This is a genomic window from Microbulbifer sp. ABF4_148 (assembly GCF_056158985.1).
Window position 1 is genome coordinate 3,912,013 of record NZ_JBSWUI010000001.1, and the last position, 20,897, is coordinate 3,932,909.

20 protein-coding genes are annotated in these 20,897 nt (G+C 57.4%); 12 read left to right on the top strand and 8 right to left on the bottom strand.

Annotation, left to right across the window (positions count from 1 at the left end; translation table 11 throughout):
* Positions 1–111: 111 nt before the first annotated feature.
* From ydiJ to ACXAD0_RS17215, 3 genes are all read left to right on the top strand, one after another.
* Positions 112–3,156 (top strand): D-2-hydroxyglutarate dehydrogenase YdiJ, encoded by a 3,045-nt coding sequence (gene ydiJ, locus ACXAD0_RS17205; protein WP_475089930.1) that lies wholly within the window; start codon positions 112–114, stop codon positions 3,154–3,156.
* 79 nt (positions 3,157–3,235) lie between these two features.
* The gene (locus ACXAD0_RS17210; protein WP_475089932.1) at positions 3,236–3,946 is read left to right on the top strand and encodes a tetratricopeptide repeat protein; all 711 of its coding nucleotides are present in this window, start codon (positions 3,236–3,238) and stop codon (positions 3,944–3,946) included.
* Between the two features lie 502 nt (positions 3,947–4,448).
* The gene (locus ACXAD0_RS17215) at positions 4,449–4,862 is read left to right on the top strand and encodes a 3D domain-containing protein (RefSeq protein WP_475089933.1); all 414 of its coding nucleotides are present in this window, start codon (positions 4,449–4,451) and stop codon (positions 4,860–4,862) included.
* 93 nt (positions 4,863–4,955) lie between these two features.
* Here ACXAD0_RS17215 and ACXAD0_RS17220 read toward each other — a convergent pair whose 3' ends face one another.
* Both ACXAD0_RS17220 and ACXAD0_RS17225 read right to left on the bottom strand, forming a co-directional pair.
* Positions 4,956–5,609: a hypothetical protein gene (locus tag ACXAD0_RS17220; protein WP_475089935.1), complete on the bottom strand. Its 654-nt coding sequence runs from the start codon at positions 5,607–5,609 to the stop codon at positions 4,956–4,958.
* 190 nt (positions 5,610–5,799) lie between these two features.
* Positions 5,800–6,051, bottom strand: coding sequence for a hypothetical protein (locus tag ACXAD0_RS17225; RefSeq protein WP_475089937.1), 252 nt, complete (start codon positions 6,049–6,051; stop codon positions 5,800–5,802).
* 212 nt (positions 6,052–6,263) lie between these two features.
* Here ACXAD0_RS17225 and trhO point away from each other — a divergent pair, with 212 nt between their 5' ends.
* Entirely contained in the window at positions 6,264–7,262 is a 999-nt protein-coding gene (gene trhO, locus ACXAD0_RS17230) for an oxygen-dependent tRNA uridine(34) hydroxylase TrhO (RefSeq protein ID WP_475089938.1), read from the top strand.
* 9 nt (positions 7,263–7,271) lie between these two features.
* Here the strand turns inward: trhO and ACXAD0_RS17235 are convergent, their stop codons facing one another.
* Both ACXAD0_RS17235 and apbC read right to left on the bottom strand, forming a co-directional pair.
* A complete protein-coding gene (locus ACXAD0_RS17235; RefSeq protein WP_475089940.1) occupies positions 7,272–7,667 on the bottom strand; it encodes a hypothetical protein in 396 nt (131 codons plus the stop codon).
* Between the two features lie 109 nt (positions 7,668–7,776).
* Positions 7,777–8,931 (bottom strand): iron-sulfur cluster carrier protein ApbC, encoded by a 1,155-nt coding sequence (apbC, locus tag ACXAD0_RS17240; protein ID WP_475089941.1) that lies wholly within the window; start codon positions 8,929–8,931, stop codon positions 7,777–7,779.
* Positions 8,932–9,122: 191 nt separating this feature from the next.
* Here apbC and metG point away from each other — a divergent pair, with 191 nt between their 5' ends.
* The 3 genes from metG to ACXAD0_RS17255 all read left to right on the top strand — a co-directional run bounded on the left by metG (position 9,123) and on the right by ACXAD0_RS17255 (position 13,275).
* Positions 9,123–11,153 carry a methionine--tRNA ligase gene (gene metG, locus ACXAD0_RS17245; RefSeq protein ID WP_475089942.1) on the top strand — a complete coding sequence of 677 codons (2,031 nt, stop codon included), beginning with the start codon at positions 9,123–9,125 and terminating at the stop codon, positions 11,151–11,153.
* Positions 11,154–11,428: 275 nt separating this feature from the next.
* Complete coding sequence (locus ACXAD0_RS17250; RefSeq protein WP_475089943.1) at positions 11,429–12,157, top strand: hypothetical protein; 729 nt, start codon at positions 11,429–11,431, stop codon at positions 12,155–12,157.
* Positions 12,158–12,321: 164 nt separating this feature from the next.
* Positions 12,322–13,275 (top strand): D-2-hydroxyacid dehydrogenase, encoded by a 954-nt coding sequence (locus ACXAD0_RS17255; RefSeq protein WP_475089944.1) that lies wholly within the window; start codon positions 12,322–12,324, stop codon positions 13,273–13,275.
* 56 nt (positions 13,276–13,331) lie between these two features.
* Here the strand turns inward: ACXAD0_RS17255 and ACXAD0_RS17260 are convergent, their stop codons facing one another.
* Positions 13,332–13,700 carry a hypothetical protein gene (locus ACXAD0_RS17260; protein WP_475089945.1) on the bottom strand — a complete coding sequence of 123 codons (369 nt, stop codon included), beginning with the start codon at positions 13,698–13,700 and terminating at the stop codon, positions 13,332–13,334.
* Between the two features lie 277 nt (positions 13,701–13,977).
* On the opposite strand from ACXAD0_RS17260, the gene ACXAD0_RS17265 reads away from it, so the two are divergent.
* The 5 genes from ACXAD0_RS17265 (at position 13,978) to ACXAD0_RS17285 (ending at position 18,832) form a co-directional block, all read left to right on the top strand.
* On the top strand, positions 13,978–14,265 hold the full coding sequence (locus tag ACXAD0_RS17265; RefSeq protein WP_475089946.1) for a hypothetical protein: 288 nt from the start codon (positions 13,978–13,980) through the stop codon (positions 14,263–14,265).
* 167 nt (positions 14,266–14,432) lie between these two features.
* Positions 14,433–14,924: a hypothetical protein gene (locus ACXAD0_RS17270; protein ID WP_475089947.1), complete on the top strand. Its 492-nt coding sequence runs from the start codon at positions 14,433–14,435 to the stop codon at positions 14,922–14,924.
* Complete coding sequence (locus ACXAD0_RS17275; protein ID WP_475089948.1) at positions 14,902–15,144, top strand: hypothetical protein; 243 nt, start codon at positions 14,902–14,904, stop codon at positions 15,142–15,144. Before ACXAD0_RS17270 ends, ACXAD0_RS17275 begins: the two co-directional genes overlap by 23 nt.
* 98 nt (positions 15,145–15,242) lie before the next feature.
* The gene (locus ACXAD0_RS17280) at positions 15,243–16,094 is read left to right on the top strand and encodes an NAD-dependent protein deacetylase (RefSeq protein WP_475089949.1); all 852 of its coding nucleotides are present in this window, start codon (positions 15,243–15,245) and stop codon (positions 16,092–16,094) included.
* Positions 16,095–16,240: 146 nt separating this feature from the next.
* Positions 16,241–18,832 carry a zinc-dependent metalloprotease gene (locus ACXAD0_RS17285; protein ID WP_475089951.1) on the top strand — a complete coding sequence of 864 codons (2,592 nt, stop codon included), beginning with the start codon at positions 16,241–16,243 and terminating at the stop codon, positions 18,830–18,832.
* 64 nt (positions 18,833–18,896) lie between these two features.
* Here ACXAD0_RS17285 and ACXAD0_RS17290 read toward each other — a convergent pair whose 3' ends face one another.
* The 3 genes from ACXAD0_RS17290 to yghU form a co-directional block, all read right to left on the bottom strand.
* Positions 18,897–19,241, bottom strand: a complete 345-nt coding sequence (locus ACXAD0_RS17290; protein ID WP_475089952.1) for a hypothetical protein — start codon at positions 19,239–19,241, stop codon at positions 18,897–18,899.
* Between the two features lie 128 nt (positions 19,242–19,369).
* A complete protein-coding gene (locus ACXAD0_RS17295) occupies positions 19,370–19,615 on the bottom strand; it encodes a DUF6868 family protein (RefSeq protein ID WP_475089954.1) in 246 nt (81 codons plus the stop codon).
* 255 nt (positions 19,616–19,870) lie between these two features.
* A complete protein-coding gene (gene yghU, locus ACXAD0_RS17300) occupies positions 19,871–20,749 on the bottom strand; it encodes a glutathione-dependent disulfide-bond oxidoreductase (RefSeq protein WP_475089955.1) in 879 nt (292 codons plus the stop codon).
* Positions 20,750–20,897: the final 148 nt, after the last annotated feature.

Sequence of the window (20,897 nt, forward strand, 5' to 3'; positions counted from 1 at the left end):
GACGGCGGGCACAACCGACAAGCCCCGCTATCTGCACCCTTGCGCTGTGGCGACCCACCGCTACAATGCCAGACCCCCTCAGAAGCACGGCAGAGAGGCCCGCACGCCCCCATGATCCCAGCACTGCGTGAAATCGACGAAGTTCAGGCGCTGTACCTGCAGTTCCTGCAAGCCCTCACAGATGCCGGTTTTCGTGGCGATACCAGCCCGAGCTACGCCAGCCGCACCGTGCTGGCCACGGACAACTCCATCTATCAGGTACTGCCGCAGGCGGTGATTTACCCGCGGGATACCGCGGACCTGCAGCTACTGGCGGAACTCGCAGAGCGGGAAGACTACCAGCAGGTCGTGCTCTCCCCACGCGGCGGCGGTACTGGCACCAACGGCCAATCCCTGACTGACGGGCTGGTCGTGGATATATCCCGTCACATGAACCAGATTCTGGAAATCAATGCCGAGGAGCGCTGGGTACGGGTGCAGGCGGGCGTGGTCAAGGACCAGCTCAACGCGGCACTGAAACCACACGGTCTCTTTTTCGCGCCGGAACTTTCGACCAGTAATCGCGCGACGATTGGCGGCATGATCAATACGGATGCCTCCGGACAGGGCTCCTGTGTCTACGGCAAGACCCGCGATCACGTGCTCGAACTGAGCACGGTACTGCTCGGCGGCGAACTGCTGGAGTCGGCGGCAATCGACGACGAGACCCTCGCCGACCTGCGCGAAAATGAAACCCGAATCGGACGTGTCCATCGAGTTTGCGACGATATCGCGCAAGAAAAGGCCGCTCTGATCGAGGCCAAATTCCCCAAACTGAACCGCTGCCTGACCGGCTACGACCTGGCCCACCTGCGCGCCGCCAACACCGCGCGCCCCTTCAATATCAACAGCGTGCTGTGCGGTTCCGAGGGTACTCTGGGTTTTATTGCCGAAGCCAAGCTCAATGTGCTGCAGATCCCCAAGTGCGTCGCGCTGGTAAACGTGAAATACGACAACTTTCAGGATGCGCTGCGCGACGCCAGTGACCTGATGGGCGCAGGTCCCACCTCGATCGAGACCGTGGACAGCAAGGTGCTCGGCCTGGCGATGCAGGACATCGTGTGGCACAGCGTCAGTGAGTACTTCCCCACTGAAGACCGCCCGGTACGCGGCATCAACCTGGTGGAGTACACCGCCGCTTCGGAAGAAGAGCTGCAGCAGGCACTGGATCGTTTTACCGGCCACGTGGACGCCATGATCGGCCAGCCGGGCAAGGGTTTCGGCTACTCCGTTGCCCGCGGCCACAGCGAGGTCAATAAGATCTGGGCCATGCGCAAACGTGCGGTCGGCCTGCTGGGTAACGCCGAGGGCGAAAAGCGCCCGATCCCGTTTGTAGAAGATACCTGCGTACCGCCGGAAAACCTGGCGGACTTCATTGCCGAGTTCCGTGCGGTGCTCGATGATGCCGGGCTGGAATATGGCATGTTTGGTCACGTAGATGCCGGCGTGCTGCATGTACGTCCGGCTATCGACATGAAAGACCCGCAACAGGCTGCCCTGGTGCGTCCGATCACCGACAAGGTGGTCGCGCTGACGCAGAAATACCATGGCCTGCTGTGGGGCGAACACGGCAAGGGTGTTCGCTCCGAATATGCGCCGGAGTTTTTCGGCGAGTTGTACGGTGAATTACAGAAGGTGAAGGCGGCTTTTGACCCGCGCAACCAGCTGAACCCCGGCAAGATCGCCACCCCCAGCAAAGTATCCTCGCTCTTGAAGATCGACGCGGTGCCGACCCGCGGCGAGCGCGATCGCCAGATCCCGGTACAAACCTGGGAAGGCTACAGCGAGGGCATGCACTGCAACGGCAACGGCGCTTGCTTCAACTGGAATCCGGACGACGCCATGTGCCCTTCCTACAAGGCCACCCGCGAAAGGATTCACTCGCCGAAAGGACGCGCCTCACTGATGCGCGAGTGGCTGCGCCTGCTGTCATCGCGCGATATCGACGCAGTGGAAACCGCGCAACGCGTACGCGAGCAATCGTTCTTTGTCGGCTTGCCCGGACGGATCAAAAATTCCCTGGCCAAGGCGCGCGGCGAGTACGACTTCAACCATGAGGTCAACACCGCCATGCAGGGCTGCCTGGGATGTAAATCCTGTGTGGGCCAGTGCCCGATCAAAGTGGATGTCCCCGAGCTGCGCGCCAAGTTCCTCGAGCTCTACTACAGCCGCTACCTGCGCCCGCTGAAAGACTACTTTGTCGGTGGACTGGAATTCATGATGCCGTGGCTTGCCAAGGCACCGCAGCTCTACAACTGGCCACTGCGGGTCCCTCCGGTGCGCTGGCTGGTAGAACGGATGGGACTGGTCGACAGTCCGCAGCTGGCGCGGGTAAGTCTGGAAAAATCCATGCGTGAGCTCGGTATCCCGGTGGCGAGCCGCGCCAGTCTGGAAGCGCTGGGACCGGCCCAGCGACAGCGAGCCGTGATTATCGTGCAGGATGCCTTCACCAGTTACTTCGATGCCAACGTGGTGGCGGATGCCCTGCGCCTGCTCAAGCAACTGGACTTCCACCCGCTGGTTGCGCCCTTCCGCGCCAATGGCAAGCCGTTGCACGTACACGGTTTCCTGCGCCAGTTCCGTCGAGTGGCCGAAGCCAACGCGGCGTCCCTGCAGGAGCTTGCCGGGTTTGATATCCCGTTGGTCGGTGTCGATCCTTCGATGACGCTGACCTACCGCTCCGAATACCGCAAGATGCTCGGCAACCAGGCCCCCGCCGTGCACCTGCTGCAGGAGTGGCTTGCGAGCCAGCGCCAGCACCTGGAGCAACAGCGTGAGCGGATCGAGCCGCGCGCATTCCGCCTGCTGCCGCACTGCAGTGAGCAGACCAATGCAACCGCCTCCCTCAAGGACTGGGATACCGTGTTTGCAGCGCTGGGGATGCAGCTCGGCACAGAAAGCCTCGGTTGCTGCGGTATGGCCGGCACTTATGGCCACGAAACCGCCAACCGGGAAACCTCCCGTACCATCTTCGAGCAATCCTGGGCACCGCGTCTGCAGGGAGAAACCGAAGATTTACTCGCCAGCGGCTACTCCTGCCGCTGCCAGAGTAAGCGCTTTGCAGAGGTGGAATTGCGCCATCCACTGCAGGGATTGCTGGCGCAAATGCGCAAATAAGGGTTTACTGTGGAAAGGTGCCGACGGCAACGAGGCACCGCGACCGCCATCCACCCCAAACTGACACCGGACCAGACAGATGTATCGCACCCTGGCCAGTTTTGTTTACAGCCTTGCGCTGCTCGCATCGGTCTCTCAGCCCGTCCGGGCCGCTGATACCGCGAACGCGGGGGTGTTATCGTCCTCCAGCGCTCTCGCCGAAGCGGCCGAACAGCGCGCGCTGGAAGGTGACTACGAGGCGGCCCTGCCCCTGTTCGAGCGCGCGATCTCCAGCCTGGCGGATAACCCGGGGCAACAGCACGAACTGCGCTACCGGTACGGCATTATCCTCAATGCGCTGGCGGCCCAGCATGAGCCCGGTACCTACTACCCGCTGGCACGCGCCCAATTTGAGGCGATTCTTGACTATCAGGCCGCAGGCGGTCAGATCACCCATTCCCCCGCCCGGGTAACCGCGGCCCTGGCACACACTTTCCATCAGCAATCCGCTCACGAGTTGCGCGCGACCCAGCGCAGCCAGTTCCTGCGCGAAGCGTATCGGTTGTACCGCGATGCGGCCGGCGTGCTGGAGCAACAGGAAGAGTGGCACAACTTGTCGATCACCTTTTTCAACATTGGCCAGGTCTGCGAATGGCAGGGCAATCTCGAAGAGGCCATTGACTGGGTGGAACGTGCGGTAGCGCTGGATCGACAGCACGGTCTCGCCGACCTGGAGGAAGACCTCCAGTATCTGCTGGCCCTGCGGGAGCTGGTCAACCCGACCAAATCCACGGCGGAGACGGCGTTATAGACGATTGGACGAGCCTTTAGCCCGCACTATTTCACCGTGTTCCCGCAAATACCCGCCCTTTTGAACCACCAGTCGCAAAAAAGACGAAAAAAATCTTATCCCCAACACCCCTAGATCAAAATTTAACCAATCTTCGATTCTTCATTTTCTTAGAAAGACATCGCTGTCATCCATGAATGGTGACTGGTCGTCCATTGCTCAGGTCAACGGATAGGCGGCCAGCCACCTGAATTGTGTACACTTTTTGTACACCGCATCCCAATATCACTCATTTCAGCGGACAAAATGTCTAATCCAGAGAAAAAGGACGCTGTGCGACAGGAGCGTTGTCCTGCTGCTCAACCCGGGTTGCGCCGCCATCTCAGACCGCTAATATGGCCCTCGCTGATTAAAAATTAATCAGTTATTTCCAAACGGACTTAGGTCCGCATTGAGTGGAAATAGCGCGCCCAACAGCAATCAGGTAGTAGGCGCCATTAAAGAACCCAGGAGGTATCGGGACATGATTAAACAGACTCTGCGCAACCCAGTTCTCTATGTTATCGCCATGCTGGCGGTGGGACTGAGCTTTAACGCCTCTGCGGCCGTCGGTAAGAAATCTATGGTCGTCGATGCAACTGCTTACAACTCTGTACCCGGCCAGACCGACGACGACCCGTGGGTGGCAGCCTGGAACAACCGTCTGCGTCCCGGTGACAAGGTAATCGCGGTATCCCGTGACCTTGAGAAACACGGTCTGACCAACGGTGCCAAGGTGAAAATTCAAGGTCTGCCCGGTACTTATATCGTACGCGACCGTATGAACAAGCGATTCAAGAAGCGAATCGACGTTTGGATGGAGAAAGACATTAAGAAAGCCCGCAAGTGGGGTAAGAAAACCCTGAAGATTGAGTGGGTGTCTCCTCCGAAAAAGTAACTTCCCCCTCTGCTCGAGGATACGCCGCGGTCCCGCCCCGCGGCACTCAGGCCCCGCTCCCAGCGGGGCTTTTTTTTGCGTGATGGAAACGCACTAGGGTTCGGTTTCCGCCTCGATACCCGGCAATTCCCTGCAGTCTTGATTCTTCACGTGAAACAGGCTCGGCTGGCGATTCGGCTTGTAACTGTGCTGCAGCCCTTCATCGGTGAATACAATCAGGTATTCACCTTTGGTCCAACCGTTCTCATCCAGATACTCACTCAGCCAAAGGAGCGCTGGCTCTCCTTCAAAACAGCGACCGAAAAACAAGCGTGTTTTTTCCACCAGCTTTTTGCTGAGATAATCGCGGTACTCGCCCGGGTAGGTATATCGGTCAATGCTGACCGGATCCGGTTCGCCATCCCCATCAAGATCACCCGGCGAGGTAATCTGGTGAATATAGATCGCGGTATTTTCGTCACAGGGGGAACAGCTCCGACCGGCGACAATCGCGTAGCCGGCCAACTCGGAGATCAGCTTGGCTTCTGCAAGCCCCGTTTCGAGTACCCGGTCGTTCGATAGCCGAACTGGCTCTGCCGCAGCGGGCAAAGCGAACCAGTAGCACAGTGACGCCAGCGCCGTCAGCGAGATGGCACAGAAGCGGAAACGACGAAGAGGAAGGCAGCGATGAACAAGACCTGCCGTAGAGACGGCTCCAGGTGTGCTGGATGTCCGCAGAAACAAAGGGCTGAGAAGGGAACAAAGCATCGACAGAAACCACTGACCGCGATCGGATGGTGCGCCGGGGTTAGCATTCCCTGGAACCCCGTTCACACCGTGATTGGGTAGTGCGCTGTCACACTGTCGCGATTCCCTTCTAGATAAACCTTAGCAGTTAATTTTCAGTCTGCTCGGGCGCGAAGGACTCCGTCTGTACACACAACAGGTGCCGATACCGTCAGCCCTCGGCTTCGACGGGACCAACAAAATTTGCGATCCCCTCATCACGCAGGGCTTCCAGGGCCTCGTCGAGGGCCGCCTGATCAGATTCGAAAGCGTCTTCCCAGACTGTCGTGTTGTTGTTCTCGTCGACAATCTCGAGCAGCCAGCCGCCTTCGCCGTCCTCATAGATATCGATATGAACGCTCAAATCGCCCTCGCTGTAGGACTGGCTCAACGCGGACTCTCGGGGCTCGAACTCTTCTTCCATTTTGGCTGGACTCCTGTGGTCATGAATGTGACCGAAACCCACTGATTCGGTCGATGTCCGGGCAGTCTCTGAAGGCACAATTCCGCGAGCAGCGGCTGCCTGATAAATGTACGACAAATGCGCGTCTTTGGGATAAAATGCGCGGCGATTTTAACCCGGTTATACCGGATTTTGCCCCGGATTTACGCTCCGGCTTGCAATGAGGAAGACCCATGTCACAGTACGTCGTATGCGCGCTGTACAAGTTCGTTCGTCTGGACGACTTCGAAGCGCTGCGCCAACCCACCCTGGATACCATGCTCGCCCACGAGGTCCGCGGCACTCTGCTGCTGGCCAGCGAAGGCATCAACGGCACCGTTGCCGGTTCCCGCGAAGGTATCGATGCCCTGCTCGCTTATCTGAAGAAGGATCCGCGTCTGGCAGAGCTCGATTACAAAGAATCCTACACGGATATTTCGCCGTTCCTGCGCAGCAAGGTCAAGCTGAAGCGCGAGATTGTGACCATGGGAGTAGAGGGGATCGATCCGCGCGAGACGGTAGGCACCTACGTAAAGCCCGCAGACTGGAACGACCTGATCAGCGATCCGGAAGTACTGCTGATTGATACGCGCAATGACTACGAATACCAGGTTGGTACCTTCGCCAATGCGGTCAACCCGAACACCGACAGCTTCCGCGAGTTCCCCCAGTATGTGAAGGATCATATGGATCCGACCCAGCACAAAAAGGTAGCCATGTTCTGCACCGGCGGTATCCGCTGTGAAAAGTCCACGGCCTACCTGAAGGAACAGGGTTTTGAGGAGGTGTACCACCTGCAGGGCGGCATCCTGAAATATCTGGAAGATGTGCCGAAAGAGCAGACCCTCTGGGAAGGGGAATGCTTCGTATTCGATGAGCGTGTGACGGTAAACCACGATCTGGAACGCGGCAGTTACGAGCAGTGCAATGCCTGCCGGATGCCGGTAACGGCAGAGGAAATGCAGTCAGAGAAGTTCGAGCAGGGCGTCAGTTGTCCGCACTGCTTCGACAAGACCTCGGATTCCGACCGCGCACGCTATCGCGAGCGGGAAAAGCAAATTCAACTGGCTCGCCAGCGTGGAGAACAGCACATTGGCCACAATGCCCGGGAAGTGACTGCAGAGCGCCGCCAGGCCAAGTACGCCGAGCGCCGTCGCCAGAGTGAAACCGACCGCTCCACAAAAAAGGCCTGAGCCAGGCCCTTAGACGGGACCAGGCACCGCCTCCTGACTGCACAACCAGCGGGAGGCAGCCGGTTCACTGACGAACCGTTGCAGCGCAAAGCCGCTCTTGAGGACAGCTCGGTCCGTGGCGGCAAAGGGGTTAAAGGCGGCATCATGCAACACGGCAATACGGGCCTCGATAAACCCCCGGAGCCCCGTCAGTAACTCAGTGAACCGCAGGATCTCCTGCGGGGTCACCCGGACAGCCACCCCTCGCGCATCGACCAGTACTCGCATTGGCGACTGATGCCAGTATTTCTCCGCCAGATACAAAGCCGTCTGTTCTATTTCCGCGTACGTGACTTCATCCGTTGGGGTTAGCCAGAGGATGTGCCCGGGCTCCTGCACCCTGACCTTGGTATTTGCCGGTCCCATACTGGCCTCCTGCCTGGGATAAGATCCCCGGCAAAACCCTGTGTTTTGCCGAGTTACTCAAGACATTAAGACAGTACTGTGACAACCATGTGACAGTCGTTAAGGTCGATCAATCCAATTCGATTTGTGGCATGCCGTCTACGTCGGCTGAGAGCCAGATCTGTGCCGCGGCCCGCTGGGCAATCGAACGGTAGTGAGCAGCCACTTCGCCCGCAGGATGCGCTGCGACACTGGGCAGGCCGCTATCGGTTCCCTCACGGATCTCCATTGCCAGCGGCAACTGCCCCAGTAGGCCGGTGCCGTATTCCGCCGCGATCTTTTCGCCACCACCGGCGCCAAATATAGCTTCGGTATGTCCGCATTGGGAACAGGTGTGCAGCGACATATTTTCCACAATCCCCAGCACTGGTACAGACACCTTGCGGAACATTTCCACGCCCTTGATGGCGTCCACCAGCGCCAGGTCCTGCGGTGTCGTCACAATGACCGCGCCTGACAGGGTGGTTTTTTGTGCCAAGGTCAGCTGGATGTCGCCGGTGCCAGGCGGCATATCTACCACCAGGTAATCGAGTTCCTCATCCTCTGCGGTCCACAAGGTCTGAGTCAGCATCTGGTTCAGGGCACCGCTGGCCATCGGGCCACGCCATACCGCCGGGGTATCTTCGGTCATGAGGTAGCCCATGGACATGGTCTTCAGGCCATGCGCCACCACCGGTACAAAAAATTTCTGCTCTTTCACACCGGGGCGCTGCCCTTCGGTCCCCAGCATGGTCGGCAGGCTGGGGCCGTAGATATCCGCATCCAGCAATCCTACGCTGGCGCCCTCAGCGGCCAGTGCCAGCGCCAGGTTAACGGCCGTGGTGGACTTGCCCACACCACCCTTGCCGGAGGCAACCGCAACAATGTTGCGTACACCGGCCAGCGGCGCCGGCGCATCGGGCCACGGCGTGCGCGGCACGTCAGCAAACAACTCGAACTGCAGCTCGGCGCCGGCAATCGGACCGCCGCGCAATGTGGGCATACAGGCCTCGGAAATCCGCGCAACCCAGTCCTCTTCTGAACTGGCGCAGGGATAGCCGAGGGTCAGGCCGATGTAGACCGTTCCATCGCCATAATCGACTTCAATATCTGCTTCCAGTTCATCCAATACCCGACCGGTCGCCGGATCGTGCAGCTGCCCCAGGCATTCAGCCAGGCGCTCCAGCGCATCCTGTACTTCTGCCGGCAAATTCGCATGCTCATGTTCGTGGTCGTGCTCGCTCACCCTGTCTCCCTCTATCAGGTAGCCCAATACAATAGGGGCGAATTGTGTCGGAAGGGCCGCGCGGATGCCAGCGGGTGCCGTGACGGCAGCAATTCTGCTATATTCGCCGGTCTTTTTGGGGCCGCTCTGAATCCTGGGTCAAAAGCCCGGCAGGCCCCGTTCCCTCACCGACTCAGCCGATGGAAAGACCGATGTCCGACAAGCGCAACATTCTTGTTACCAGCGCACTCCCCTACGCCAATGGCTCCCTGCATTTGGGCCATATCCTGGAATATATCCAGACCGACATCTGGGCCCGCTTCCAGCGCGCCCGTGGCCACGACTGCCTATATATGTGCGCGGACGATGCCCACGGTACCGCTATCATGCTCAAGGCGGAACAGCTGGGGCTGACACCGGAACAGCACATCGCCAATATGCAGGCCGAGCACCAGCGCGACTTTGCTGACTTCCTGATTGGCGTGGACAACTACCACTCCACCCACTCGGAAGAAAACCGCGAGTTGTCGGCGGAAATCTACAAGCGCCTGCGCGCCAATGGCCATATCGCTTCGCGTACCATCACCCAGGCGTACGATCCGGAAAAAGAGCTGTTCCTGGCGGACCGCTATATCAAAGGTACCTGCCCGCGTTGCAAAACCCCGGACCAGTATGGAGACAACTGTGAAGCATGCGGTGCCACCTACAGCCCGACCGAACTGATCGACCCGGTATCCGCCATTTCCGGTGCTACCCCGGTAGAGAAAGAGTCCGAACACTTCTTTTTCACCCTGCCCGCGTTCACAGACTTCCTGAAACAGTGGACCCGCTCCGGCACCCTGCAAAATGAAGTGGCCAACAAGCTGGCGGAGTGGCTGGACGAAGGGCTTCAGGAATGGGACATCTCCCGTGATGCCCCCTACTTCGGCTTCGAGATTCCCGACGCACCGGGCAAATATTTCTATGTCTGGCTGGATGCGCCGGTGGGCTATATGGCCAGCCTGAAAAACTACTGCGATCAGAAGGGCCTCGACTGGCTCGAGTACTGGAAAAAAGACAGCACCGCCGAGGTGTATCACTTTATCGGCAAGGACATCGTCAATTTCCATGCGCTGTTCTGGCCGGCAATGCTCGATTCCGCCGACTACCGCACCCCCACCAAGGTGTGTGTACACGGTTTCCTGACCGTCAACGGCAAGAAAATGTCCAAGTCGCGCGGCACCTTTATCAACGCGCGCAATTATCTCGACAACTTAGATCCGGAATACCTGCGTTATTACTTTGCCGCCAAGCTAACCGGCGGCGTGGACGACCTGGACCTGAACCTCGAAGACTTCATTGCCAAGGTCAATTCCGACCTGGTGGGCAAAGTGGTCAATATCGCCTCGCGCACTGCCAAGTTTGTCAACAAGACCGGTGGCGAATTGTCCACAGAGATGGCCGACGACGCCCTGTGGCAACAGTTCGTCGACGCCGCACCGACTATCGCCGAATACTACGAGTCACGCGAATACGCCCGGGCCATGCGGGAAATCATGGGCCTGGCCGACGCCGCCAATGCCTGGATCGCAGAAAAAGCGCCCTGGTCTCTCGCCAAGGAGGCCGGTAAGGAAGCAGAGGTACTGGCGATTTGCTCCCAGGGCGTGAACATGTTCCGTGCGTTGATCTCCTGGCTCGCGCCGGTACTGCCGCAAACCGCCGAAAAAGCGGCGGAGTTCCTCGGTACGGCGCTGGACTGGGACACCGCCACCACACCACTGGCCGGCCACACCATCAACAAGTTCAAACCGCTGATGCAGCGTATTGACCCGAAACAGGTAGAAGCCATGCAGGAAGCCGCCAAAGAATCCCTGGCCCAGCTGCAGGCGGAGGCCGCTCCAGCACCGACCGGCCCACTGGCGGATGATCCGATCGCGGAGCAGATCCAGTTCGATGATTTCGCCAAGGTGGATCTGCGTATCGCCCTGATTGCCAATGCGGAGCATGTGGAGGGCGCTGGGAAACTGTTGCGACTGACACTGGATCTTGGCGGCGAGACTCGCAACGTGTTTGCCGGGATCAAGAGCGCCTATAGCCCGGAAGACCTGATCGGCAAGCACACCGTAATGGTCGCCAACCTGGCGCCGCGCAAAATGCGCTTTGGTGTGAGTGAAGGCATGGTGCTGGCGGCAGGCCCCGGCGGCAAGGACCTGTGGATCCTGGAACCCCACGAGGGCGCACAGCCCGGTATGCGGGTCATGTAACGACGCATGCCGCCGAGCGCAGGGCCATGTCCTGCGCTCTTGTCACCCACCCAACCGACCGCTTCATACTGGCATGTCTACTGGCGGCTAACCTTCAACCCCCGGTATCCTCGGCGTTCCACATCCCTACCACGGGTGACAAACCCAACCCTCCCCGCTTTTGACAATTGTCCTTGCCCTTATAGCCAGTCGAGAGATGCTATGGGTAAAGATGGATGCGTCGCCCAGAGCGCCGACCAGAAACAATACCGGTATCTCACCGGGGGAGAGTCAGCATGTCGACGATCATTTTCCCTTTTTACGCACTGTGTCATGCCGGGCTTTGTGTCTGGGCACTGACCCTATGGCGCTCGCGACGCACTGCGGCGACCCTGATCGTCGCTCTGGTCTGTGCTGCGCTGGCCTACGACAATGTGATTCTGTCTTTGGGGGCATCACTGGGCATCGGTCCACTACTGGAGACCCTGAGTTGGCCGCGGTTTGCCATGCATGCGCTGCTCACCCCCCTGCTAATGCTTGTCGCCAGTCAGGTTGCCGCACAGGCAGGTCTTCGCTGGGCCCGCACCGACCGCTGGCAAATCTTTGTCGGGATACTGGTGATGAGCATGATCATTCTGGGATTGTTCGAGGGACTGATCGGGCTTGAGCTGGTACCCGCCTGCTACGAGGAAACCCTGCGCTATACGTCCAGCCTGCACCCTTCGCAACTCTGTTTCGATGGCCAGGAACCCGTGAAAGGCAATGGCCCCCCAATTCCTTCGATTGTCAGCACGCTGTTGATACTGGGCATCGGCATCAGCCTGTGGAGACAGAAAAGCTGGCCATGGATGACCATCGGGGCGGCCACGATGTTTCTCACCGCGGCGATTCCATCCAGTCTGCTGGGTATGGCACCTGGAAACGGCGGCGAAGTCGTGCTGCTCGCCAGTCTGGTCGCTAGCGTTGCCCATTTTTGCCGCAGTCATTCACAAGGCGGGTATGCTGCGTCCGCTGAACATCCATAACACCAGCCCACCTTTGCGCACAGTAGCCAGCGCCCACCTGCAGGGCGCATCTGGCACTGATGCGTAATCTCGCCATACTCTCCGTCAGGGTTTACCATCCCCTCCTCCAACGTTTTCGCTAACCGTTGCCGGTGCCCAGTTTCCGGCCATCCAAGGAGCTCCCGATGCGCGGTGTTTTTCTCGATGCCCTTACCATGAACCTCGGCGAACTGGATACGAATAACCTCGTATCCAGCCTGGATGATTGGGAGTTCTTTGAAACCACAACGCCGGAGCAAGTGGCAGAGCGGATCAAAGATGCGGACGTGGTCATCACCAACAAGGTGGTTCTGGATCGCAACCTGATCGAAGCCGCAGCCAAGCTGAAATTGATCTGTATCTGCGCCACAGGCACCAACAATATCGATCATGACGCCGCAGCAGCTCGCCACATCCCCGTGCTTAATGTGGCCGGTTACGCAGGCGCCTCTGTACCACAGCATGCACTGACGCTTATTCTGGCACTGGCAAGCCGCTGGCATCATTACCACAATGATGTCATGCAGGGACGCTGGAGTGAATCACCGATCTTCTGCCGACTGGACTACCCCGTCATGGAGCTGGCCGGGAAAAACCTCGGCATTATTGGCTATGGCGACCTGGGCCAGAGGACCGCAGCGCTGGGTAGTGCGCTGGGCATGCATATTCTGGTGGCAGAATCGTTCAGCGGTCGCAAAGAAAGCGGCAGAGTTCCGTTAAAACAACTGCTTTCAGAGTCTGACGTGATCAGCCTGCACTGCCCCCTGACCGAGCAAACCGACAAACTGGTCAACCGGGATTTTCTTGCCGCAATGAAACCGGGCGCCCTGCTGGTGAATACTGCCCGCGGTGGACTGGTGGATGAACAGGCTCTCGTGGAAGCCCTCAACAATGGGCAACTGGGCGGTGCCGCCCTGGATGTATTGAGTACCGAACCACCGCCAGCTGACCACCCCCTACTCAGTACAGAGATCCCCAACCTGATCGTTACCCCCCATAACGCCTGGATCAGCCGCGAAAGCCGTCAACGGTTGCTGGATGGCGTATGCACAAATATCGAGAACTGGAAACTGAAGCAAAAAAAAGCCTACTCAGAATGAGCGGGCTTCAGTTCGATGCACGGTAATGCTGTGCCAACCGGTGTATGAGCTGGCAGCTACCGGTTCATGGCCATGATGGCTTTCTCCGTTTTCTCGAGCCCACGGTCGGCACTGGAATAATCCAGATGATCGCCCCATTCCCGCGATGCGGCTTGCTGATAGGCGGCCTTGGCCGCGACCAGATTGCCATCCAGGCGGTGTCTCATCCCGATGAGTTCGTGTGCCCCCCGAATGATACTGCGCTTCGTGCACTCATTCGGGTATTCCTCTTCGGTGACATACTGCCAAAATGCTTTCTCGGTGATTTTATCGGAAAGAAAACGTACCTCTGCCACCATGCCTCTTCCAACGATACCGACATCGATGATGTCGGCCTGCACAGTAACATATTCATAACGCCTGCTTTTGTTGTCCGGGTTCGCCACCGCAATCCTCTCCACCTGCGCCAGCGCAATAACCAACCAGCGAGCGCACACTAGCAGTTCAGGAACGAAAACCCACTGGTACCCTCCAATCGGTAATCCCCTTAGGGAATCACGTCTGAAGCGTATTTTTTATGCCCCTGGCCGTCACAAAACCAAACTTCATAGAACTGAAATATTTAACGGACACTTGCAGAAGCGCGACAAACCGGTCACCCGATGGAGCTGCAACACAACGACTCCTCTTGTGTTTCCTGACATATCCCACACTAGGATTCCCATGCAGTCTATTTACTGTGAGGCATTTATCATGGCTAGCACAAAACCCTTTGGAGACGCATCAAACAGCAGCCGCAACAAATTGCACCAGGCATACCACCTCGCGGAGGAGGCAGCCAGCGATACTGCGGCCCAAGTCAAGGAACGCGCTAAATCCTCTGTGGAGGCAGGGAAACAACGCGCGACTGATATAGAACAGCGGGTCGAATCTGCGATTAAAGATCACCCTCTGGTCAGCGTGGGCTGTGCATTCGCGGTCGGCTGGGTGATTGCGAAAATCCTGAAATAATCGACCCAGTTCAAGCCACGCGAATCGCCGCCACTGGTTCGTTGGAAATTCGGCCCTGCGACACTAGGCTTTCGTCGCGCAACTTTGCTATCGGGCACACCACACCGGGTGCCCGATCGTTGTTACTACGAGTCAGTTCAGGGAACAGCAACCCCGGAGATCAGTAGATGGTGAACCCCAAAACGCCTGACGGTCCGCAAGACCCTGAACGGGAAGCGTCCAGTACATCAACGGACAATGACCATCGAGATACGACCCGCGACTTCACTGACGAACAGCAAGCCCAATTCAATGCAACGCTCGCCGGCGTAGAGGAGACGTTCAAGCAGGCATCCAGCTGGTTTGACAATTTGCAAACCCTGGTGACACTGGAACTTCGCCAGACCATAGCTGCCAGCAAGCGCATGCTGGTGCTGCAATTGGTCCTGGTCCCGCTGATGTTGCTGCTTTTCCTGACCATTTGCATTGGCGTTGGCGTGATCGCTTACTACTTTTCTCAATCCGCCTATATCGGCTTTGCCGCATTTTTTGGGTTCCAGGTTTTACTGGCGTTGATCATCTTGCTGAGCTTGCGCAAGCTGCGTGGCTATGTGGGCTTCACCCAAAGCAAGCAACAGGTAAAAGAGGCATTCCACGATGTCTTTGAGACAACTCGATAAACAGATTCAGGCGTGCGCCCGGGATATGGATCAGCAACGCCAGTCAACTTGCCAGCTGCTGCAGCATCAGCACAGTGATCTTCAACAGCAGATCGCCCGGGTGCCGATACCGGTCGCCCTGGGGCTGGCTTGCGCCGCCGGATTTATTGCCCAGCGTTTTTTCAACTATCCGAATTCCACACAACTGGTGCGCTTCGCGCTGTCTATGCGCACCTGGTAACCCCTTGCGGTTTCGACACTCGGCGGACCTGCAGCGGAAACGATCCCTCACGCGGTGTACACTGCAATGTGTAAATCACTGATCGACGTCCTCTGCCCATGAGCTCCCCGACTATGGCCAATACCGCGGAAATTGCACTCGCTGCAGAGCAGCTGGCAAACTTTATTCGACAGCATCCGCGACTGCTCGTCCTCACTGGCGCTGGCGTCAGCACCGGGTCGGGCATCCCGGATTACCGCGATGAGGAAGGGGAGTGGAAGCGTCCACAACCCGTTCAGCATCATGATTTCATGCACTCGGAGGAAACGCGTCGGCGCTACTGGGGGCGCAGCCTGGTGGGCTGGCCACTATTGCGGAATGCAGTACCGAACCCGGCACACCACTTTCTCACTGCACTCGAACAACATGGTCACATCCAATTACTGGTGACACAGAATGTGGATCGCCTGCATCAACGCGCAGGAACCCGGCGGGTCATCGACTTACACGGGCGCGCCGATGAAGTCATCTGCATGGCCTGTGCATTTCGCTGTAGCCGCGACCATATCCATGAGCGCCATTTTTCCCTCAATCCCGCCTTCCAGCACTTCCGGGCCCAGACCGCCCCAGATGGCGACGCCGATCTGGAAGTCGATTTTTCGACATTTCGCATCGTCAATTGTCCACGGTGTGAAGGCACCCTGAAACCTGACGTCGTTTTTTTTGGCGACAGCGTGCCAACGGAACGTGTCGCGGAGGCATCACAGGCATTGCGCGATAGTGACGCTTTACTCGTTGTCGGCTCTTCGCTCATGGTGTATTCAGGCTTTCGGTTTTGTCGGCAGGCCAATGAACGCGGACAGCCGATTGCGGCATTGTCGCTTGGCCGTACCCGGGCAGACAGCATGCTTTCTCTCAAGCTTTCCGTGCCGATCGAAGAAACCCTGTTTGCGCTACTCGAGTCTTTATAGCGCCAATTTCGACACTCGAAATCCGCTGTAATCGCGGAAACGTAGACAGGTCCGGTCTAACTCTGTTTCACTCGTCAGGTTATATCCGGCCAGCAGTATCCAGCCAATAGAGGTACCCAAATAATCAGATAATCAGGGAGTCACCTATGGCCAAACGCCATCTTGCGTCCACGCTTGCGCTGATCGCCAGCTGCAGCTTCTTCGCTGTCGCCTGTGGACATAAAACTGAGACCTCAGCAGCTGGTGGGGAAGCAGAAACCAAATCGGTCGCTGCCATTACCGGTGATGCACACTCAAAGGCAGGACTATTCAACCTCTACCAGGACAAAGCCACCGGCAGTCTGCATCTTGCCCTCAAGCCCGACCAGCTTGATGTCGATGTTGTGCACTATATGCAGGTAACCAATGGTCCGGGTAGTGTCGGTGACTTTGGCCAATTTGTAGGGGCCTATCATCAGCCACAGGTTATCCGTTTTGAGCGACACTTCGACAAAATTCACATTCGGCAGGAAAACACCGTATTCACCTTCGATGACAACAATGCGGTCAGCCGTGCCAGTCGGGCCAATATCAACCGTCCTCTGCTGGCTTCTCTGAAAATCGAGGCAGAAGATAAAGAGAGTGGCGCGCTGTACATTAACGTCGACAGTCTGTTCCTGTCCGAAGCGCTGAGCCAGCTCAAGCCATCACCCGACCCGGAAGCAAAACCAGGACAGAAGTTGACACTGGGCAAGCTCAACAACGACAAGACCCGCTTCGTGGCATTACACAACTACCCGGAGAACACCGACGTAGTGGTGGAGTATGTCTATGAAAACCCGGAGCCGATTCTGCCCAAAGAATACGGCCTGAACATCACAGACTACGCCGTCGGTGACCCACGTAGCCTCGCGCTCAGCGTGCGTCACAGCCTGATCCAGGTTCCCGAAAGTGATTTCCAACCGCGCAGGGATGACCCGCGACTGGGTTACTTTTCTGCCCTCAAGCAAGACATGACCGCTGGTACCGTCGCGCCTTACGGCGATCTGATCCAGCGCTGGCATCTGGTCAAGCAGGACCCGAGCGCAGCGCTGTCAGAACCGGTCGAGCCTATCGTCTGGTGGATTGAGAACACCACCCCACTCGAGTATCGGGATACCATCCGTGATGCCACACTCGCCTGGAACCAGGCATTCGAACAGGCGGGTTTCAAGAACGCAATACAGGTAAAAGTGCAGCCAGATGACGCAGAATGGGATGCTGGCGACCTGCGCTATAACGTTTTGCGCTGGACCGCTTCGCCCAAACCGCTGTTCGGCGGCTATGGTCCCTCGGTCGCCAACCCGCTGACCGGTCAGATCCTCGGTGCCGATATCATGCTGGAACTGGTAGCGATGCAAATGCGGTCGGTTGAATCCCGCCTGTTTGACCTGCCGACGGCCAATGCGGCATCCGGCGCCCTGCCGACCCATGACCATTCCGCACTCTATGCAGGCGGGGCACTGGGGTTTGCCGCACTGTCTGCTGCGAATGTGGAGGCCAACACGCTGGATCGCTACTCAGAAGAGTTTTTGTACTTCCTGATCCTGCACGAGGTTGGCCATACGCTCGGCCTGAACCACAACTTCATCGCCAGCCAAATGACTTCTCTGGCTGACGTGTTCAACCCGACAAAAACCCGTGATGGTGGCTTACTGGCATCGGTTATGGATTACCCTGCGCCCAATCTGGCACCACATGGTGAATCACACGGGCAGTTCTACACCGTCCAGCCGGGTGCCTATGATCGCTGGGCGATCGAATACGGTTACTCGCCAGCTGTGGATGATCCGGAGCAGGAAGCTACCCGACTGGCCGCCATCCTTGCGCGCTCCAGTGACCCGGCATTGGCGTTTGCCAATGATGCCGACGATATGCGGGCACCCGGTGCCGGTATTGATCCACGCATCAATATCTGGGATATGAGCGACGACGCGATCGGCTATTCCGAAATTCAGTTCCAGCGCAGCCAGCAAATGCTGGATACGATGACGGACAAACTGCTGGTAGAGGGGGAATCCCGCCAGGAGCTGGTACACGCCGCGGGCCTTGCCATGAATTACTACGGCCGTGCCGCACAGACGGTCTCACGCTACGTAGGCGGTGTCATGACCGATAGAACCATGGTGGGGCAACGGGAAGACCAGACACCGTTCACGCCGGTTTCCCTGACAGAGCAAAAGCGCGCAATGGACGTGCTGAGCCGCTATGTTTTTGCCCCCGAAGCCCTGCGGACCTCGCCAGAACTGCTGCGTCAGTTGCAGCAACAGCGTCGCTGGTTCTTCTTCTACGGCAAGACAGAGGATCCCAAGGTACATGACCATAAACTGGCGATTCAGAAAGTGGTACTGGACCACCTGTTACACCCGGTCGTACACAAGCGCATTCAGGATTCCTCTCTGTATGGCAACCAGTATTCACTGACCGAGCTGTACGGTGATTTGAATGCGGCAATATTTGCCGCCGACGCCAAAGGCAATGTCAACAGCTTCCGGCAGGCCCTGCAAAGGGAGTATGTCGATCGACTGATTGCCAGCCTGTCTGCCAAAGGAGACGCGACACTGCAGCAATCACAGGCACTGGCCCGCTATTCCCTGAAGCGCGTTGAGGAAGCACTGGATACCCGCGGAAATGATGCGGGCTCGCAGGCGCATAAGGAACAGCTGATCTTCCTGATCAAGCAAGCCACAAACCCACAGGCAGGTGCATCGAGCGCGTAGATAAAACAAAAAAGGGGTGCCTAGCACCCCTTTTTATTTTCCACTTGGCTCTGGCAAACGCACCTCATTCACCCGATGTCTCTTCCTGCATGACTTTCTCTCTGGGCTCGGACGAAACAGCGGTGCTACATTGCCAGCCCCACCCCTCTTGCTTTTGTGCAAACTCCTGTGCCCGCGCCTCGCAGAATCCGGGTTGATTGCTGGAACGCCATAAAGACTCGACTCGCTCACCTTTGGTGTATTGCACTTCACAGGGAATCTGCTGGGGCGCATTTTGGTAAACCACTTCGATAATTCTCTCTGCGCTGCCACTGGTACAGACAAAGCGGGTTTCCGCCAACGCCTGAGCGGACAGGCCGACCCCGCACACCAAACCAAACAGTACGGCAAAGCGCGTCCAACTTGTCATACAACTATTCATCCTACTTACTACCCTACTTACTTTACTACCCTACTTACTACCCAAATACCCTTTCCAAATTCCTGCTTGCTGTCCCTGTGAATCGGCGTCTGGCACCAGGCATCGCGCATAAGATGTTAGCCACCCATGATCCGCAGGGCGATATAGGGTACGAGAAAGAATGCAATTGTCACAAGTTTGTACGCCGCGAGAAAACGAAAATATACGGACTTCAGTTCATCGACAGAGAGACCCGAAAAACGATGATGGATCGAAGTCACGAGTCCGGAGGCGCAGGTCAATACAAGAAACACCAGTACCAACCCAACCAGATTGAGCAGGGTTGCCCATCCAAAAAACGCGGTCAACATCGGTAGGCTCATCACGCTATCCTCAAAAAGTGTCCGAACGGTTTTCAAACCGACATTTTAACGTTGAAGGGTACAGTGCGGAGATCCAACTTCCCAATACCTTGAACGTTCGCAACGGCATCAATCAAACCAGCGAAAACGCTGCAATCATTATCAGAGTGATGTTTTCACGGGTACCGAATAGAAAAATGCGGCCGCTCGAAACGGCGGCCCATTGGGAAAAATTCAGCTGTACAATCGCCCGCGGCGTTGCTGTTTATGTGTCTTTTATGTGTCTTTCGCAAGCTTGTCCTGGGTTCGCGTATCGAAGTCCGCAGCATCGTGACGCTCATGCAGCTGTTCCTCAGGTTCACCCCAGGTCCGGTTGACCATTCTTCCACGCTCGACCGCAGGGCGCGCCGCAACTTCTTCGGTCCAACGCACGACATTGGTATAGGAGTTCACGTCCAGGAATTCCCCCGCATCATACAGCTTGCCCTGTACCAATACGCCGTACCACGGCCAGATCGCCATATCGGCAATGGTATATTCCTCCCCCGCAATGTAAGGGTGGTAGGCCAGCTGTCGATCCAGTACGTCGAGCTGACGCTTGACCTCCATGGTGTAGCGGTTAATCGGGTATTCCAGCTTTTCCGGGGCATAAGCATAGAAATGGCCGAATCCCCCGCCGAGGAACGGGCCGCTTCCCATCTGCCAGAACAACCAACTCAAACATTCGGCACGCTTGGCCGGATCCTCTGGCAAGAACTCACCAAACTTTTCCGCCAGATAAACCAGAATCGCTCCCGACTCAAAAACACGAATCGGCTTGTCACCACTGCGATCCACCAATGCAGGAATCTTCGAGTTGGGATTCACCCCAACAAAGCCACTGGAAAACTGATGCCCCTCACCAATATTAATCAGGTGCGCATCGTACTCGGCGCCGGTATGGCCTAACGCCAGCAATTCCTCCAACATCACCGTGACCTTCACCCCGTTGGGGGTTGCCAGCGAGTAGATCTGCAGAGGATGTTTACCGACGGATAACTCCTGGTCATGAGTCGGGCCGGCGACCGGACGATTGATTTTGGCAAAAGTCCCACCGTTTTCATCGTCGCTCTCCCATTGCCAGACCTTGGGTGGCGTATAACCTTTTGCGGGCATAATTTGAACGCTCCATCTTCCGAAAATGTAAGGTAAGCTGCTGATCCACCAGGGACACATCGCACTACAGCTCACCGACCTTGTGCCACACGTTATTGGGGCTGTATCCGCAACTCGCAAGTGTGGCTGATAACCAGTACGCAATCTC